General features: G+C 49.9%; 19 protein-coding genes. All 19 read right to left on the bottom strand.

Annotation, left to right across the window (positions count from 1 at the left end):
- Nucleotides 1–54 precede the first annotated feature (54 nt).
- The gene (locus RYK49_RS01665) at nt 55–864 is read right to left on the bottom strand and encodes an ABC transporter permease (protein ID WP_314830385.1); all 810 of its coding nucleotides are present in this window, start codon (nt 862–864) and stop codon (nt 55–57) included.
- Nucleotides 857–1,852, bottom strand: a complete 996-nt coding sequence (locus tag RYK49_RS01660) for an ABC transporter permease (RefSeq protein ID WP_314830384.1) — start codon at nt 1,850–1,852, stop codon at nt 857–859. Before RYK49_RS01660 ends, RYK49_RS01665 begins: the two co-directional genes overlap by 8 nt.
- Nucleotides 1,845–2,828, bottom strand: a complete 984-nt coding sequence (locus RYK49_RS01655) for a M14 family metallopeptidase (RefSeq protein WP_314864668.1) — start codon at nt 2,826–2,828, stop codon at nt 1,845–1,847. The genes RYK49_RS01660 and RYK49_RS01655 overlap by 8 nt, the downstream gene beginning before the upstream one ends.
- Entirely contained in the window at nt 2,818–3,588 is a 771-nt protein-coding gene (locus RYK49_RS01650) for a dipeptide/oligopeptide/nickel ABC transporter ATP-binding protein (protein WP_314830382.1), read from the bottom strand. Before RYK49_RS01650 ends, RYK49_RS01655 begins: the two co-directional genes overlap by 11 nt.
- Entirely contained in the window at nt 3,585–4,367 is a 783-nt protein-coding gene (locus RYK49_RS01645; RefSeq protein WP_314830381.1) for an ABC transporter ATP-binding protein, read from the bottom strand. Before RYK49_RS01645 ends, RYK49_RS01650 begins: the two co-directional genes overlap by 4 nt.
- Before the next feature lie 3 nt (nt 4,368–4,370).
- A complete protein-coding gene (locus tag RYK49_RS01640) occupies nt 4,371–5,966 on the bottom strand; it encodes an ABC transporter substrate-binding protein (protein ID WP_314830380.1) in 1,596 nt (531 codons plus the stop codon).
- 123 nt (nt 5,967–6,089) lie between these two features.
- On the bottom strand, nt 6,090–7,193 hold the full coding sequence (locus RYK49_RS01635) for an NADH-dependent flavin oxidoreductase (RefSeq protein WP_314830379.1): 1,104 nt from the start codon (nt 7,191–7,193) through the stop codon (nt 6,090–6,092).
- A gap of 55 nt (nt 7,194–7,248) precedes the next feature.
- A complete protein-coding gene (locus tag RYK49_RS01630; protein WP_314830378.1) occupies nt 7,249–7,821 on the bottom strand; it encodes a histidine phosphatase family protein in 573 nt (190 codons plus the stop codon).
- Nucleotides 7,818–8,546 (bottom strand): adenosylcobinamide-GDP ribazoletransferase, encoded by a 729-nt coding sequence (gene cobS, locus RYK49_RS01625; protein WP_072073478.1) that lies wholly within the window; start codon nt 8,544–8,546, stop codon nt 7,818–7,820. Before cobS ends, RYK49_RS01630 begins: the two co-directional genes overlap by 4 nt.
- Complete coding sequence (gene cobU / locus RYK49_RS01620) at nt 8,543–9,127, bottom strand: bifunctional adenosylcobinamide kinase/adenosylcobinamide-phosphate guanylyltransferase (protein ID WP_314830377.1); 585 nt, start codon at nt 9,125–9,127, stop codon at nt 8,543–8,545. The genes cobS and cobU overlap by 4 nt, the downstream gene beginning before the upstream one ends.
- Nucleotides 9,120–10,418 carry a glutamate-1-semialdehyde 2,1-aminomutase gene (hemL, locus tag RYK49_RS01615; protein WP_314864666.1) on the bottom strand — a complete coding sequence of 433 codons (1,299 nt, stop codon included), beginning with the start codon at nt 10,416–10,418 and terminating at the stop codon, nt 9,120–9,122. The genes cobU and hemL overlap by 8 nt, the downstream gene beginning before the upstream one ends.
- A 43-nt stretch (nt 10,419–10,461) precedes the next feature.
- Nucleotides 10,462–11,433 carry a porphobilinogen synthase gene (gene hemB / locus RYK49_RS01610; protein ID WP_314864664.1) on the bottom strand — a complete coding sequence of 324 codons (972 nt, stop codon included), beginning with the start codon at nt 11,431–11,433 and terminating at the stop codon, nt 10,462–10,464.
- On the bottom strand, nt 11,420–12,145 hold the full coding sequence (locus tag RYK49_RS01605) for a uroporphyrinogen-III synthase (RefSeq protein WP_314864662.1): 726 nt from the start codon (nt 12,143–12,145) through the stop codon (nt 11,420–11,422). Before RYK49_RS01605 ends, hemB begins: the two co-directional genes overlap by 14 nt.
- Nucleotides 12,130–13,050, bottom strand: coding sequence for a hydroxymethylbilane synthase (hemC, locus tag RYK49_RS01600; protein WP_314864659.1), 921 nt, complete (start codon nt 13,048–13,050; stop codon nt 12,130–12,132). The genes RYK49_RS01605 and hemC overlap by 16 nt, the downstream gene beginning before the upstream one ends.
- Nucleotides 13,037–14,290 carry a glutamyl-tRNA reductase gene (hemA, locus tag RYK49_RS01595; protein WP_314864657.1) on the bottom strand — a complete coding sequence of 418 codons (1,254 nt, stop codon included), beginning with the start codon at nt 14,288–14,290 and terminating at the stop codon, nt 13,037–13,039. The genes hemC and hemA overlap by 14 nt, the downstream gene beginning before the upstream one ends.
- 15 nt (nt 14,291–14,305) lie before the next feature.
- A complete protein-coding gene (locus RYK49_RS01590; RefSeq protein ID WP_314864655.1) occupies nt 14,306–14,737 on the bottom strand; it encodes an NAD(P)-dependent oxidoreductase in 432 nt (143 codons plus the stop codon).
- Nucleotides 14,738–14,748: 11 nt separating this feature from the next.
- A complete protein-coding gene (locus RYK49_RS01585) occupies nt 14,749–15,324 on the bottom strand; it encodes a cob(I)yrinic acid a,c-diamide adenosyltransferase (protein WP_002919585.1) in 576 nt (191 codons plus the stop codon).
- Entirely contained in the window at nt 15,321–16,820 is a 1,500-nt protein-coding gene (locus tag RYK49_RS01580; RefSeq protein ID WP_314830371.1) for a cobyric acid synthase, read from the bottom strand. The genes RYK49_RS01585 and RYK49_RS01580 overlap by 4 nt, the downstream gene beginning before the upstream one ends.
- Nucleotides 16,805–17,620, bottom strand: coding sequence for an energy-coupling factor ABC transporter ATP-binding protein (locus tag RYK49_RS01575; RefSeq protein ID WP_227964187.1), 816 nt, complete (start codon nt 17,618–17,620; stop codon nt 16,805–16,807). The genes RYK49_RS01580 and RYK49_RS01575 overlap by 16 nt, the downstream gene beginning before the upstream one ends.
- Nucleotides 17,621–17,676: the final 56 nt, after the last annotated feature.

Raw genomic sequence — 17,676 nt, 5'->3', positions numbered from 1 at the left:
TTGTTTGCAGTCCCAAAAGATAGGGGCTGCAGTTTAGCTGGTGATTTTTGATGATTAACTCATGCGATTGTACTTGCTGTTGAGTGCATCTCCGAACTTGGTAAAGAGGAGAATGGTCAGAATCAGCAAGATACAAGGGAAGGCCACAATCCAAGGGGCTTCCTGGATGTAAATCCGGCCGTCATTAATCATGGCTCCCCACTCAGGCGACGGCGCCTGAGCTCCTAGTCCGACAAAGCTGAGACCAGCGATTTCCATGATAATGGTGCTGATGTCAAAGCTCATGGTCGTCAGAATCTGAGGAAAAAGGCTGGGGAAATAATAGTTTTTCAGAGTTGTCCAAAAACTATTGCCATACATTTTCGAGGACTGGATATAAGGTTCATTTTTCAGCTGCAAGGTCATGGAGCGCATCAGGTAGGCGTACTTGGTCCAGGCCGTCAGGCAGATAGCGATGAGGGTCTGCTGGAGACCGATGCCCAAGATACTGACGATGGCAATGACCAAAATGATAGATGGGAAAGACTGAAAAGCCGTGATAACCAGCAAGATGAGCTGGTCGAATTTTCCGCCGATGAAGGCGCTAGTCACCCCGATAAAGGAGCCCACCGCCGCAATCAGCATTAGAATCATCAGGGCTGGTAGGACTGTTTCCGCACCTCCGCTTACTGCACGCGCAAAGACAGACCGACCCAGAGCGTCCGTTCCGAACCACTCACTGCTGCTCGGTCCTTGCAGGGCTTGTCCCAGATTGACCTTGGTCAAACTATCACCCAAGAGACGAGGAGCCAAGGAAGATAGGAGCAGGGCCAGGAAGATAAGGCCGCCCAAGATCAGGAGTTTTCGATTAATTTTCTTATCCATACGAACCCTCCTTGCTTGCTTTTAATTTCTTCGTGCGCGGCAGCAGTTTGGGATTTTCCTGAGCCAGTCGGACGCGCGGATTGAGCCAAACCGTAAGCAGCTGAAAGACTAGATTTACAGTCAAGACACCAGCTGTGATAAAGAGAACCGCCCCCTGAATAAGGGGATAATCCCGCTTGGCAACTACACCAATCAGCATCTTACCAATGCCCGGCCAGGAAAAGAGGTGCTCGATGATAGCCACACCGCCTAAGAGCGAGCCCAGAGAAAGGCTGACTAGGGTCAGGAGAAAGGGCAGGACATTGTAAATCACATCGTGCAATAGGATATGTCCTTCTCGAATCCCCCGACCTCGCGCACCTTCGACTTCTGGCGAATGCAATATTTCTATCAAAGCAGTTCGCAACTGCGGGATATAACGAGTGGACATGATCATGGCCAGTGTCATGACTGGCAGGACTAAGCCCAGCTCATTGGCCGTTGCCTGAATGGGAAACCAGTGCAGCTGAACGGAAAAGATCAGAATCAGGATAATTCCCATAACAAAGCTAGGAATGGCATTTAGGAAGGCCAGACCTGCCATCAGGAAGCGATCAACTGGCTTTCCAGAATGGTAGGATGTGTAGAGAGCCGTCGGCAGGGAAATTCCCAGAGTTGCTAGCAGGGTATAAAAAGCTAGGTAGACTGTATTGGGAAAATAGAAAACCAGCTGCTCCCAGACCGAAGCTCCAGAATTATAGGTCACACCAAAGTCGCCATGGACAATCCTGCCCAGCCAGGCCAGATATTGCTCCATAAAGCTGCCATTCAGACCCATCTCTGCCCGCTTGATTTCCAGCAGTTCCTTGGTATAAGGAATGCCCTGAGCGTTGAGGATGCTCTCAGCCGGATCTCCCGGTGCTAGATAAACCAGTAAAAAGGAGATAAAGCTGACGCAGAGCAGGATGAGGACGAATTGCAGAATCGTTTTGATAATAAATTTAATCATGCGCCTCCCTTTCAGATGTCTGGTAGCTTCCAGGCTTCTTGCTAGCTACAGCCAACAGCACTTCGCCTTGGTGGACGACCAGGGTCGCTTTCTGGTAGAGGACCAGACCGTCTTCCTTGGCAGTCACCTTTTCTAAAATATTGCCATAAATATCACAGATTTCGCCGATGACCTGACCAGCCTGTACTGTTTGATTGGGCCGGACAAAGCACATCCAGCAGCCTGACCTTTGACAGGTCAGATAGTAACTGTCGTCAAAGATCAGTGGCGCCTGCTTATAATAGGGCATAGTCCCTTCAAAAAGATAACGTGCGACTTGTTTGACCGACTCTTTCATGGCCAGCACATCCTCTGGCAGACAGGTGCCATTTTCTCCCTGCTCCAGAAGGATGCTGGGCAAACCATAGTCCACCGAGGCAGCGTGATAAAGATTGCCGCGGTCCTGAGACTGATAGATAATCGGTGTCCCAGAAGCCTGCAGCATCTGATAGGACTTTTCAACTACCTCTGGATTCGCCCGCAGAGAGTAGTAACCATGCGGTGTCAATAGCTCTTCGCGATTGCCACTGTGCAGGTCAATCAGGAAATCACTGACACTAAAGACCTGGCTCTCAATCACAGACCGAATCTGATAGCTGAGGCTGGAAACTGGCCCTTGGTCCTGAAAGATCCTGTTTAGATTGAGACCGTCCTCAGGTACAAGCGTCGTCTCCCGAGCCCAGAAGCCGCTGACATTGACTGCATGCAGGAGGAGGACAGAGCCCTGAAAGTTAAAGTCCCATTCATGCGCCAAGTCCATCAGCGCCTTGACACCGACATACTCGCAGCCATGGACTGCAGCACTGATGGTCAGCAAGGGCTGGGTAGCCTGTCCTTTAAGCAGAGTGTACTGGATAGCCAGCTTATCCGTGATAGGCAGACTTCCTTGATAGCTGCTGCATGGAGCCATAGAGTCTAGTTCTTGCTTAATCCTCATCTTTATCCTCCCTGTACTGACTGAGCAAGAGCTTGGTATAGTCACTCTTGGGAGCAGAAACGACCTCTCGCATGCTGCCTTTCTCCTGCACGATTCCGTCCTTGAGGACGACCAAATCTTCCGCAAAATTGCTGACCAGAGCGATGTCATGAGAGATGAAGAGAAAGGAGGTCTGCGAGCGCTCCTTGATATCTGCCAGCAGCTGCATGACTTCATACTGAACGGTCACATCCAGAGCACTGGTGATTTCATCGCAGATGAGCACATCGGGATTAATCAGCAGGGCACGGGCAATAGCTGCTCGCTGACATTCTCCTCCGCTCAGTTGATGCGGAAGCCGTTGGGCAAGCTCAGGTGTCAGACCAACCGAACTCAGCAAGTCATGGATGGCTTGCTTCCTATCTGACGGCTGCTGATAGAGAGAGAAGTTTCGACAGACCTCTTCTAGGCTCTGCTGAATGCTGCGCTTGGGATGAAAGGTTGACTGGGGCTGCTGGGCGATATACTGGACCCGAGCATAGTAGTCCCTATCCTTGTAGGCAGAGACTGGCTGGCCCAGTAGAGTCAGCTCCCCTTGGTCCGGCTTTAAAAAGCGGCAGATGAGCTTGGCAATAGTACTTTTTCCAGAGCCTGATTCACCGACCAGACCCAAAGCCTGTCCCTTTCCTAAGCTAATATCAATATCAAAGACACCGATTCTCCGCTCGCCTATCTGATCATACTCGTAAGTCAGCTGCTGACCAACTAATACTTGATTCATAGCCGCCCCCCTTCTCTAAACTCCGCCAATTTAGGCACTGCCTTCAGCAATTTCTGAGTATAAGCCTGCTCAGGATAGCGAAGAACTTGATGGGCTGGACCGCTTTCGACTATCTGTCCTTCCTTCATGACGACTACTTTTTGCGCCAGATGCTCAGCTACGCTGATATCATGTGTGACAAAGAGAATGGCCATGTTTTCCTCCTGATGAAGCTTGCTCAAGAGATCAAGCAGCTTCATTTTCGATAGGACATCCAGAGCGCTGGTTGGCTCATCAGCCAGCAGCAGTTTGGGTCTGCTGGCTAGAGCAAGCGCTACACCGACTAGCTGCATCATACCGCCGCTGAGCTCGAAAGGATACTTATTGACGACTTTTTCAGGCAGCAGACCCACCATCTCTAGGCATTCTTCCAAGGGACGGAGATTTACTGCTTGCTGGCCCTGATTTTTCACCAAGTCCTGATAATGCTTTTTGATCTTACGGCGGTTATTGAAGCTGAGACTGGCATGCTGACTAATCCAGGCCACTTCTCGGCCTACAAAAGGCAGATAAATGCGATGGTTCTGGGGATGAATTTCCTGCCCCTCAAAGGTAATACTGCCCTCTGTCACTGTCAGCCCCCTAAGAGGGAGGCCCAGCAGCATCTTGAGCAGGGTAGACTTGCCACTGCCGCTCTCGCCCACAATCGAAAGGGACTCCCCCTCTGCAAGATAGAGGGAGACCCGATCGAGAATGACTTTATCTGCTGACTGCACCAGCAGATCTTTCATTTCCAGCATGTTTTATTCCTTTGATAGTTTGTTGCTGACGTGATAGTAGTCTGTTGGATGGGATTCCAAACCAGAGACGGACTTGTCCATTACCAGAGCGACCTTGAAGAATCCGATGATGGTAAAGCCGTAGTCCTTGTCCATGATTTCTTGGATTTCCTTGCTGAGCTGATTGCGCTTAGCTGGATCAGTTTCAGTCGCCAGCTCTTCGATTTTCTTGTCTGCTTCTGGGTTGCTGTAGTGACCGATATTGGCTGTACCATTGGTCTTAACGGCACTGTTGAAGAAGGCATATGGATCACCGATAGGAGCTGCTACCACCGCATAAGGTGTGAAGGCATAGTCCTTTTCACTGGCAACGGCACTGACTTCAACTTTCTTAATAGTCGCTTCGATTCCGACTTCCTTGAGCTGTTGTTGGCTTGCTTCTACAGCCAGCGGCATTTCAGGCAGACGAGTAAAGGACAGCAGCTCAATGCTGACTTTTTGACCGTCTTTTTCACGGTAGCCATCGCCGTCAGTATCCTTGTAGCCAGCTTCATCCAAGAGTTTTTTAGCTTTTTCTACGTTAAATTCATGGACGCTCTTTTGCAGGGCAAAGGCAAATCCTTTAGGGAAAGGGCCAACAGCTGGCACAGCTGAGCCTTTAAAGAGGGATTCAGAGTAGGTCTTCTTGTCAACCAAGGTATCTAAAGCCTGACGGAACTTGTCATCTGCTACGTAAGGATTTTCAAAGTTATAGTAGTAAGCTAGGTAGCGGGAACCTTCTACTTCAGAAATTTTGTAGTTCTTATCGGAAGCATAAGTACTTAGATTTGCATAAGGCAGACCATAGACGGCATCAACTTCCTTAGACTTGAGGGCTGCAGAAATAGCTGTCGGATCAGAGAAGTATTTGATCTTCAGATTAGCAACTTTTGGCTTGCCATCCCAGTAGTCATCATAAGCTTTGAGCTCTGCTCCGCTCTCAGGAGTGTACTTGGTCACCATGTAAGGGCCAGTTCCGACAGGAGCCTTGTCAGATGCACTCTTGCCAGTCGTATCGACAATGGCGGAGTATGGCTCTGCCAAGAGATTCGCCATGATAGGTTGCACAGCCTTTGTCTTGATGGTCACGGTTTGACCCTCCGCAGAGATACTGTCAATGCCCATATCTGATGCTGCCCGTTCGCTGGTCTTAATCAAGCGTTCCAGAGAAGCTTTGACCTTTTCACCGGTCATTTTTTCACCATTTTGGAAAGTCACCTTATCCTTGAGGGTAATTTTCCACTCTAGGTCTGAGACTGCTTCGATTTTCTCAGCCAGCCAAGGTTTTACTTGGAGTTTGTCGTCCATCTTAAAGAGGGTTTCTCCCACTCCGTAACGGACCGTGAACCAGCCATTGTATTCCGCTGCTGGATCCACATTTGCTGGAAATTGCGTATAACCGATGGTTACAGTCTTACTGCCACTATCGCCAGCAGGTTCGCTGGTTTTGCTAGGGTTTACACAGGAGGCTAGGGCTAGGCCTGCCAAGGCTAAAACCATTATTTTTTTAAAATGTTTCATAAAATATTCAAATTCCTTTTCTATTTTGTAAACTACTTTAAGACGGTCTGTCCTAGTCAAATCTAAATAGACTTTAGCTCTCTGTCTAAGGTGGCTCAGTGTCCTGCCGATGTGAGAGCAAACGAGTAAAAAACAAATGATTGCTCATTCTCTTTCCTCCTTGGGGATTTGTTTGTCTTAGTCTTAGTCTTTTCTTTCCAGATAGCTTCGAGCATCTTCGACAAAGGCAGTTGGCAAAGCCAGGTCAGCCTGTAGCTCATCGCGATAAGCTCGGATGACTTCTGCCTCTCGGCCAGAGACAACCTTTTCAGCCCAGTCTGGGTCTAGGAGCAGAGCCTTGCCGAGGGCAAAGAGCGGAATCCCCGCATCCAATACTCGCTGGGCATCCTGCTTGGTCTCTATCTGACCGACACCAATGAGAGGCACTCTATCATTAATTTTTCTGATAATTTTCTCAATCACTGGCTCCGAGTCCTGAGAGTCTCTGATGGACGTGCGCCAGACATCAGAGGTCGAAATATGCAGATAGTCCACCTGATGATAGATAAGCTGCTCCAGTAACTGCAGGGTATCATAAAGCTGGATACCTGGCTCTTCAATCTCTTCCGGAGAAAAGCGGTAGCCAATCAGGAAGGGACGGTTAGCCTCTTCTTTGACTAGTTGCTTGGCTCTTTTCAGCAAGGTCTTTGGAAATCGCAGGCGGTTATTCAGACTGCCGCCCCACTTGTCCTGACGGACATTTGAATGAGGAGAGACAAACTGCTGGATCAGATAGGTATTGGCACCATGAAGCTCGACTCCGTCAAAGCCAGCCTGAATTGCCCGTCTAATAGCTGACAGAAAGTCCTCTATCACCTGCTCCACTTCAGCGTTCTTGAGCGCCCTCGGCTCCGCCAGATAATCGCGTGGAGCCTTAACAGCACTGGGTGCTACTGGCTGACCGTCAATCAAATCAGGCAGAACCATACGACCACCATGATAGAGCTGCACAATAGCCAGAGCCCCTTGGTCCTTGATGGCCTTGGCCAGACGGCTAAGCCCCTCAATCTTATCGTCCTCGGCGCCGCTGAAGCTCTCCGCAAAGGACTTGCCCAGAGGATGGACATAGGTACTGCCAGTGATGACCATGCCAACCGACCTGGACCGACGGGCAAAAAAGTCAATATCTGCCTGAGATACATAGCCACCCGGCTCACTAGCGCAGATGGTCATAGGAGCCAAGACAACGCGATTGCGCATAGTCTGACCATTTTTAAAAGTGAATTCATCCTGAATCTGTGTATTCATCTGGTCACCTCTTTCCCAAGATAAATCCTGTTGTTTGTTTTTTAATAATAAATCCTTAGAGTAAGGTCGCCTGCCAATTCTGGTCGCGTTCTTCCAAGAGCAGCACTCGGCCTTGCGGGACATCAATGTTCCAAAAAACTGCCTCCGGGTCAACCAAACGCTGGTAAATCAAGCGTAGCACTCCCAAATGAGCCACTAGAGCCATTGAGTCCTCAGTACTATCTAGCAGGCGGTCTGTTGCTGCCCAGACTCTGGTCTGAAAGTCAGCGAACACTTCTGCCTCAGGAGGCGTGACCTCAAAAGGTTCCTCCAGCCAAGCCTGCCAGACTTCTGGAAAAGCCGCTTCAATCTCATCAGCCGTCAAGCCCTCCCATTGTCCAAAGCCTCGCTCGTCAAAATCAGCTATGGGCTGGACTTGTCTGTCTGGAAAAGCTAGCTGGGCTGTTTCCTGTGTCCGTTTGAGACAACTAGTGTAAATCACATCAACTGGGTGCTCCTGCATCAGCAGCGCCAGCTGCTTGGCATCCGCTTGTCCTTGCTCATTAATCGAGACGTCATGGCTGCCATAAAAGCAGCGTCTGCGGTTGTAGTCTGTCTGACCATGCCGCATTAGATACCATCTTTTCATCCTAGTACCACCAAACCTAAGAGATAGAGGAGCTGGGCAATTTCGACATAGGCCCCTAGCGTATCGCCTGTGTGGCCGTCAATTTTATTATAAACGAAACGACGATAGCCAATTGCTCCCAGAAATACCAAGCCGTAAGCCAGAAGGCCTCTCCAGCTGAAAACCAGCAGAGACAGGAGCAAAGGCAAAAGCTGGGCAAGCAGGATATGACTAGTCTTGCTGCCACTGAAGAAATTTCCCGAGCCGCCGCCTTCTCTGGCATAGGTCATCCGGTAAAGCTGCAAACTGAGACCGGCCTTGCCAATCATAGTCAGACTGGCCACGATAAACCAGCGAGGCTCTGGCAGATAAGGGTAGAGAACCAGCATCAGAGCATAGTAGAGAATGAGCGCTAGTACGCCATTGCTGCCAATCCGGCTGTCCTTCATAATCTCTAGCATCCGCTCCTTCTTACGAGAGGAGAAGAGACCATCTGCCGTATCCGCCAGGGCGTCTAAATGAAAACCACCTGTCAGCAGAACATCGAAAGCAAGGGTCAGAACCCAAGCGACCATCCCTGGCAGAACTAGACTCGTCAGGAAATAAAATCCACCTGAAATCAGCCCCAGCAAGAGGCCAAAGAGGGTCAGAAAAGGAAGCCCCCGTCGCAGATAGGAAATATCCACTGCTTTTGGGATTACAATCCGGCTAAAAAATTGGGTATAGATAATCAATGCCTTTATCATTTCAACTGCTGAGCGAGGCCGCAGATGACTAGGTAAGCCTCACTCGCCTCCTTTGCAATCAGTTGGTTAATCTTGCCCTGCACATCACGGAAGAAGCGCCCTAGTCTGGTCTCTGGGACAATGCCCAATCCAACCTCGTTCGTTACAATCCAGCACTCAGCATCTGTCTGATGGATTGTAGACAAGAGCTCTTGCCATTCTTCTTCCAAGAGCTGCAGCAGGAAAGACTGCTCCTGCCGACTGAGAAAGTGTTCCTCGGTCAGCTCCAGCTTGTCTGGAAAATGCTGGGCAATTAAATCAAAGAGGCGATTGCTGGTCAGAAGGGTGGCACAATCCAGCAGGTAAACTGGATGCGACTGTTCTCGCAGCCAGTCCGCCAGCCCTGCATACTGTTCCTGAGTTGTCCAGGAAGCCGGCCGGCGTTCTTGGTGAAGCCGAATCCTCTCCTGCCATTCTGGATCCTCTCCTCGGGGCAGGCCGGTCGCAATGTAGCAGACTTCCTCTCGGTCCGCTAGTCGCTCCTCTGTAAATGCTGACTTACCGCTTCTAGCACCGCCTGTCACTAACACAATTTTAGCCATTTGCTTCTTCTTTCATTTCTTGAAATGCCTGCTCAAAGGCCGCCAAGGTCTGGTCTAGGTCCACTCTAGTATGAGCACTGGACATAAAATTGGTTTCATACTGAGATGGCGCCAGATAAATGCCCTGTTCCAACAAGAGACCGTGCAGTCTTGCAAACTGAGCATGGTCAGCCGCCTTAGAATCCTCAAAGTTACGGACTGGCTTCCGGCTGAAGAAGAAGCCAAACATGGTACCTTTTGACACGACTTGCAGATTAATGCTGTACTTATCGGCTAAACTTCGTAAGCCATCACAGAGGTAGTTCGTTTTCTCTTCAATCTCAGCAAAAAGCTCAGGTGTCAACTGTTTCAGGGTTTCGTAACCGGCCGTCATAGCCACGGGATTACCCGACAAAGTACCAGCCTGATAGATGCTACCTAGGGGAGCCACCTGATCCATATAGACGGCCTTGCCGCCAAAGGCTGCGACTGGGAAGCCGCCACCGATGACCTTGCCCAAGCAGACAAGGTCTGGCTCTGTCTGATAGAGGCCAACTGCTCCCTGATAATGAGCTCGAAAACCACTCATGACCTCATCCACGATAAAGAGAGAGCCGTATTCCTGAGTGAGGGAGCGAATATTACTGATAAAGTCCGCATCCGCAGGAATCAAGCCCATATTGCCAGCAACTGCTTCTAAAATGACACAGGCGATATCGTCTCCGTACTTTTCAAAGCAAGCTTTGAGAGCATCTGTGTCATTGTAAGGCAAAGCCAGAGTTTCCCCAGCTACCTGAGCAATGACTCCGGCAGAATCAGCAATCCCAAAGCTAGCCAAGCCTGAACCAGCCTGAACCAAAAAGGAATCACTGTGGCCGTGATAGCAGCCGATAAATTTAACAATTTTAGATCGCTTGGTCACTCCACGTGCTACCCGAATGGCGCTCATGGTCGCTTCCGTTCCCGAATTGACCATCCGCATTCTTTCCATGAAAGGCAGACGCTCCTGCACCAGCTGGCCGAGAGCGATTTCTCTAGGACTAGGAGCACCAAAGCTGGTCCCTTCCCAAATAGCTTCCTCAACTGCCGGCAAAACATCCTTAGGAGCATGCCCCAAAATCATAGGCCCCCAGGACAGGACGTAGTCAATATAGCGGTTGCCATCGACATCATGCAGATAGGCTCCGCTGGCTTTTTCGATAAAAAGCGGATAGCCGCCCACAGCCTTAAAAGCCCGGACAGGACTGTTAACCCCGCCTGGAAAGAGCTTTTGAGCCTCTGCGAAATATTGGTTGGAATGTTCTCTCTTCAAGTTGGTCCTCCTTATCTAGAAAACTGCTGATTTTCCGCAGTCTCTATCCTTCTCTCAGATAGCCAGCCGCATCCTTGGCAAAATAAGTGATAATCAAGTCTGCACCAGCCCGCTTCATACTGGTCAAAGTTTCCATAACAATAGCTTTTTCATTGATCCAGCCCTGCTGAGCTGCTGCCTTGACCATGGCGTATTCTCCACTGACATTATAGGTCACCAGAGGCAGCTGGGTTTCCTGGCGCAGCTCTCTGAGGATATCTAGAAAGGCCAGAGCCGGCTTAACCATGAGAAAGTCTGCTCCCTGCTCCTCATCACTCTTGGCTTCTCTAAGAGCCTCCAAGCGATTGGCCGGATCCATCTGATAGGTCTTGCGGTCGCCAAAGGCCGGAGCACTCTCACCTGCATCTCGGAAAGGTCCATAAAAGCTAGAGGCAAACTTAATGGCATAGGACATGATCGGAATATCTTCAAAGCCCGCCACATCAAGCCCCTGACGGATAGCCGCCACAAAACCGTCCATGGCATTGGAAGGCGCAATGACATCTGCTCCAGCCCTGGCTTGGCTGACAGCAACTTCTGTCAGTCTAGTCAGAGACAGATCATTGTCCACTTCCTCCCCTCGCAAAATGCCGCAATGGCCGTGACTGGTAAACTCACAGAGACAGGTGTCTGCAATGACGACCGTCTCAGGGAAATGCTTCTTGATCAGACGGATAGCTTCCTGCACAATGCCATTTTCAGCTGAAGCTTGGCTGCCTCTTTCGTCCTTTTCTGACGGAATGCCAAAGACGATAAAAGCCCGAATGCCCAAGTCTATACATTCCTGAACTTCTGGCAGCAAATCCTCGAGGGAGAACTGATAAACTCCCGGCATGGAGGCTACTTCTTGCTTTTCAGTTAGGCCTTCCTTGACAAACAAGGGTTGGATAAAATCATCCACAGACAGCTTGGTTTCTCGAACTAGCTGTCGCAGACCGCTGCTTCTCCTCAGTCTGCGATGTCTATAAAATTCCATGCTTCTTCTCTTCTTTCTTGATTATTTCCTTGACCATTTCCTCAACAGAAGGACTCTGGGGCTGGTAGTCTACCCCATAGCCGGACTCCTTGACTGCCTGAGCCGTTGTCTGGCCAATCACTGCAATCTGATGGCTGGTCGCTAGATGGGGCTTAATAGCACAAAAACTCTGCCAAGCCGATGGACTGGCAAAGGTCCAAATCACATCCTCTTGGGACAGATAGATCTCGAGCTGGTTCTGACCAGCAGGATTTGAGGTCGTTTCGTACATAGGCCAAGCCCAGACATCATGACCTGCTTCTTTTAATTTCTCGGCCAGACTGGGATTGGACAGGCTGCTCTGGGGCAGCAAGATCTTCTGCGTCGGCAGAGCTAAATCCAGCCACTCCTGAATAAAGTCAAGACCATAGTGGCTGCTAGACTCAAAATCACAGGCTCGGCCTAGCTTGTCCAGCGCCTGACTGGTCTGAGGTCCAATGGTCGCAATCTGGTAGTCAGCTTTCAGATAGGGATTGAAAGCCTCCACTGCGACAGCACTAGTAAAAAAGGCCCAGTCGGCTTCTGGCAGAACTGCTTGAACAGCTTCTGGCAAGGGTAGAGACTGACAGCGGATGAGAGGGACATGCTGCGTCTCAAATCCAGCCCGTCTGATTTCTTCTAGCCAAGTAGAGTCTGGCGCCTGTTCTCTGGTAAAGATTATTTTTTTAACCATGGCATTCCTACTGCTCCCTTATCGGCTAACTGGCGCACAGCCTGCTCTGCCAATTGCTGACCATCTTGCCCTTTAAGGCTGACAAAGACACATTGGCCGTCTTCCTTGGCCAGCATGGCCTCTAGCTGATAGTCCTGACCTTTTTTCTGAGCCAAAGCAGCGATAGGAAAGGTGCAGTCTGCATTCATCTGAGCCAAAACTGCCCGCTCAACTGCCACTTCAGCAGCTGTCTTCTCATCCTGAACAGTTGCCAAGAGACTCCGCAGTTCCTCATCCTCTTCCCGGCATTCCACTGCCAAAGCTCCCTGAGAAATAGCCGGCAGGCAAAGACTGGTCTCTAAAGGCTGAATGTGAAGATGGCTTTGGTCCAGCCAGCCCAAACGTTTAAGTCCAGCCATAGCCAAGACAATCGCATCGTATTCACCTTCTTCCAGCTTCTTTATGCGTGTATCAATGTTGCCCCGAAGTGGCTTAAAAGTCAAATCCGGTCTCTGAGCCTGCAGCTGAACCTGTCGGCGAATGCTGCTGGTTCCTATAAGAGCGCCCTCAGGAAGATTAGCTAGCGTCTGGCCAGCTTGACGGAAAATCAAGCAATCGCGAACATCTTCTCGCTGACTAATCGCACCGAGCGCACAGCCCTCAGCTAGCTTAGCCGGCATGTCCTTGAGACTATGGACTGCCATATCAATCTCACCAGCCAAGAGAGCCCGCTCGATTTCCTTGACAAAGACTCCCTTGCCGCCAATTTCCTGGAGACTGACATGGGTCAAGCGATCTCCTTTTGTCGTATAGGGAACGAGGACAAAATCCCGCTCTGGATGGAGCTTCTTGAGCTGGTCCACTAACTGTTGGGTCTGGGTCATGGCCAGCTTACTCTTGCGGGTTCCTACCTTAATGACCTTCATCTTTTCCCCTTTCTCTGTGTAAACCAAATATCTTGGCAATCAAGGCAATGTCATAGTCTGAATGCTCTCCGACTGACAGCTCTTTGAGCTGCAAGATTGGCTCCTTCAGGACTTGGTTGATAATACTCTTCATGTGCTTGGAAATCTGCTTTTGCTCCCGCTCGGTCAAATCCGGAATCTTACGATTAAGGCTTTCCATGGCCGAAGCTTGAGCTTCCAAAGCCTTATCCCTGATTTCCTGAATCAGAGGAATAATACCCAACTGCTGACGCCAGTCAGCAAACTTGACCAACTCCTCATCAATCTCCAAAGCAATCCGACCGGCAATCTCCTGCCGCTCTGCCTTATATTGTTCCAGTTGATTGGTCAGATTTTCGATATTATAGAGCTTGAGAGACGAGCTAGGATGGCAAGAACGAGGCAGACAGAGGTCAAACACAACCGCATCCGCCTTAAGCATGGAGGGAAAGATAACGTATTCTTCCGTTTTAACTGCTGAAAAGACCACATCCGCATCCGCCAGCACCGCTTCCAATTCATCCCAGCCATGGGCAGATACCCTGTCTTCTGTCAGAAATGCTTGGGCCTTGCTGACCGTACGATTGAGCAGCATGACTGACTTGAAAGGCCGCTGGAGTGCATACTTAGTCACCAGCTGACCAATCTCTCCCAAGCCGATAACAGCTACCTTTTTAGTGCTGTAATCCAGCCCCAGTCGGTCCAATTCTTGGATGGCAGTTAGGCCGATGGAAATGGGCCGGTCATTGATTCGATAAGTATCATGCATGCGCTTAGCAAAGGTCAGCGCCTGCTTGAAAGCCTGATTGAGGACAATTCCAGTTGTACCAGCATCTTGCGCCGTCAGAAAAGCCTGCTTGAGCTGGCCCAAGACCTGACTTTCACCGACAATCTTGGATTCCAGGCCGATAGAGACCCGCAGGAGATGCCGCAAGGCCTCATCCCCCTCACGAAAGACCAAATACTCTTCCAGCTCCTTAACAGGAATCTGAAACCAGTCCGCCAAAAAATGCTTGGAATAGTAGCGGCCAGTGTGCAGCTGGTCCACCACCAGATAGAGCTCGGTCCGATTGCAGGTAGACAGGATGATATTTTCCAAGATACTTTTTTCTCTTTTCAGGAGCTTTAGAGCTTTGAGCCCCTCCTGATCTGAAAAATGCGCTTTTTCCAAAATTGTCAGCGGTGTTTCCCGATGGGTCAAACCCACATATAATAGGTGCATGCTTCTTTCTTTCTTTTAAAGTTGGTCTAAAATTGCTTCTATCTTCTTGCGAATCTCCTTGGAGCGACTAGGCGAGAGACCATTGGTCGAGATCATGACAGATACGTCCTTCTTTCGCGCAATGGCTACATTATAAAAGTCAGAGAAGGTCTTGTCTCCCGTATTGTTCACCAGCTGACTGGGTGCCGCTTCCTCCATAATCTGACGGTTGACTTCCTCCTGATCTGTACAGGCAAAGACCAGCTTCGCGCCTTCCAAATCACCTGTCTGGTAGGATCTAGCTAGCCACTGGATCTCCGCCTGCGGAATATCAGTATGCAGAGTCGGACTGACCACTGTCACAGCAGCCTGCTCAGCCAGCAGGGTCTTAATCTTCCGCGCTGCGACCTTGCCGCCTCCCACTACCACGACTTTCTTCTCTCTGATATTAATCATGACTGGATACATGCTAGCTTCTCCTATTTCTTTTCCCGAAAGATTTTCGCGCTGCGTTTGTAAACTGTATCTGGCTCCTCTAGACGGTCATTAACCAATCGAGCCAGCACAAAAAAGTAATCCGACAAACGGTTGATGTAGATCAAGCCTACCTCATTGACTGCTTCTTCTGCCTCTATAACAGCTACCATACGGCGCTCCAGGCGTCTGGTCATGGTGCGGGCCACATGCAGGAGACTGGCAATCCGATGGCCGCCCGGAATGATAAAGCGGTCGATTTTCGGAGGAATATGCATATACTCATCCATCCGCTCCTCCAGCCAGCTGACATTGGCTGGCTCTTGCTTGTAGGGACGCAATTCCCTCGGTGTCGCCAAGTCGCTGCCACAGTCAAAGAGATGCTGCTGGATTTCCTCGCATTCCAGACGCAAGTCGTCCAAGATAGGATAGTCACGCATCTCAGATACGACATAGCCTAGATGAGAGCAAAGCTCGTCCATCGTTCCATAAGCTTCGACCCGAATATGGGTCTTGGATACTCGATCCCCACCGTAGAGACGTGTAAAGCCCTTGTCTCCGTATTTGGTATAAATTCTCATTTTTCTTCTCTATTGATGATTTGATAAATCTGCTCCATGTCCAAAGACTGGCGCAGGACGTCTGCTAACTTATCATACTCTCTGTCTTTAAAGTCTTTGATACTGACAAGCTGGTCCTCTAGCGGCTCTAAGCCCTTAGCCAGACGAAGTTCATTCAGGTACCGACGAGTCCATTCTAGATTGTCAAAGACCCCATGAAGGTAGGTCCCTTGCACCTGCCCACCATAAGCCACTGCCCCATCTGGACGCTCGGTTGCCTCACCATTTTGCTCCTTGATGATGGAGAATGGCTCAAGACTATCCGCCAGCTGGGTTTCCCCCATGTGAATCTCGTAGCCCTCTAGCTCTTGCCCCTCATGCAGGGCTCTGACCTGAGTCGTCCGCTTGACCGGCTGAAGCACCGTCTCTGTCTCTAAAATCCCTAGACCGCTAATCTCTTCTAAGTCAGACTCTAAGTGCAGCGGGTCGCTAATCTTCTGCCCCAGCAGCTGATAGCCGCCGCAGATACCAAAGATTGACACCCCCTGCTCCAGACACTCGAGAATCTCGGCTTCAAGACCAGACTCTCGCAGATAGTTCATGTCTTCGATGGTATTTTTACTGCCCGGCAGAATCAAGAGATCCGGCCGACCGATTGCATCACCAGGCTGGACATAACGGACAGAAACATCCGGCTGGATTTCTAAATTGTGGAAATCCGTAAAGTTAGACAGGCGCTTGAGGCTGACAACTGCGATATCCAGACTCTTTCTGCTATCAAAGCGCCGGCTCTTCTGCACCAGTGCGACACTGTCTTCGCTGTCAATATCCAGCTGGGCATAAGGCACGACTCCGATGACCGGCACCTGAGTCAACTCCTCAATCATATCAATGCCAGACTGCAGAAGAGCCACATCGCCGCGGAATTTATTGATAATAACCCCCTTGATCCGCTTGCGATCCTCAGGCGGCATGAGCTCAATCGTTCCGTAGATAGAGGCAAAGACGCCTCCCTTATCAATATCCGCCACTAAAATCACTGGCGCATCAACTAGCTTGGCCATGCCCATATTGACAATGTCTCGGTCATTGAGATTGATTTCAGCTGGACTTCCAGCGCCCTCAATGACGATGATATCATTCTCAGCACCCAGCTCCTCATAGACTTCCTTAATCTTAGGCAGGAGCTGCTGCTTGTATTCATGGTATTCGACAGCATCCATATCCCGCAGGACACGGCCTAGAAAAACAACCTGGGACTTGCGGTCAGAGGTGGGTTTGAGCAGGACTGGATTCATGCGGACATCCGGCTCTTTGCCAGCTGCCTCAGCCTGAACGACCTGAGCCCGGCCCATTTCATCTCCTTTTTTGGTGATAAAGGAATTAAGCGCCATATTCTGCGACTTAAAAGGCACCACTTCTAGGCCATCCTGCTTAAAAATCCGGCAGAGCCCCGCCGCAATAATGCTTTTCCCAGCATCTGAGGCAGTCCCCTGTACCATCAATGATTTGACCATTTTACATTTCCTCCTAGCTGCTCAAAGAAAGCAGCTTCATTTTCTGCCAGTGGCGTCTGAATAGTCTGATGAAGCTTGACAATCCAAGGCACAGCCAAGCCCGCCTCTACTAGCAGATCTCCCTGCTGGAAGAAATCATACTTGCTGCCCTCCGCGATCAAATGCCCTTTCTGCAGCAGGTAGGCATAGTCGCAGCAGTCATACATCAGATCCATGTCATGGCTGGATACGATGATGTTTGTCCCAGCCTGAACCAGCTTTTTCATGGTCTCGGCCATCTGATCCCGCCCTTTGGGATCCAACCCTGCCGTAGGCTCATCCAGCAGCAGATACTTGGGCTGCAGGGCTAGCATGCCGGCAATAGCCACCCGCTTTTTCTGGCCGTAGCTCAGATACTGCAAGGGTCTGTCCTGCAGATGGGAAATGTCCATTATCTCTAAAGCCATCGCTACTCTGCTTGCTATCTCGTCTTCTTCATAGCCTAAGTTTTCCAAGGCCATGCCAATATCGTCCTTCACAATGGTATAAAAGAGCTGCTGCTCCGGATTCTGAAAGACCATATTGACATGCTGCCGATACTGAAACAAAGCCTTCTTAGAGTCGCCTACAGGCTGACCATCATATAAAACACTGCCCTTCTGCGGTTGGAGCAGTCGGGTGATGATTTTCATGATGGTAGACTTACCTGAGCCATTAACTCCCAGAATGCCGGTAATCCGGCCTTCTTCGAAGTTCATAGAAATATCGTGCAGCGTTGGATTTTCGTCATACGAAAAAGAAATATTCTTTACTTGTAACATCTGAGTTTCCTATCTAATTTCCATTATAGTATAAAAGCAGTCTTATTGTAAATGCG

Source organism: uncultured Streptococcus sp., from assembly GCF_963525625.1.
Taxonomy (GTDB): domain Bacteria; phylum Bacillota; class Bacilli; order Lactobacillales; family Streptococcaceae; genus Streptococcus.
Note: the sequence above shows the minus strand (reverse complement) of the source record. Positions and strands in the feature narration are given on the sequence as shown.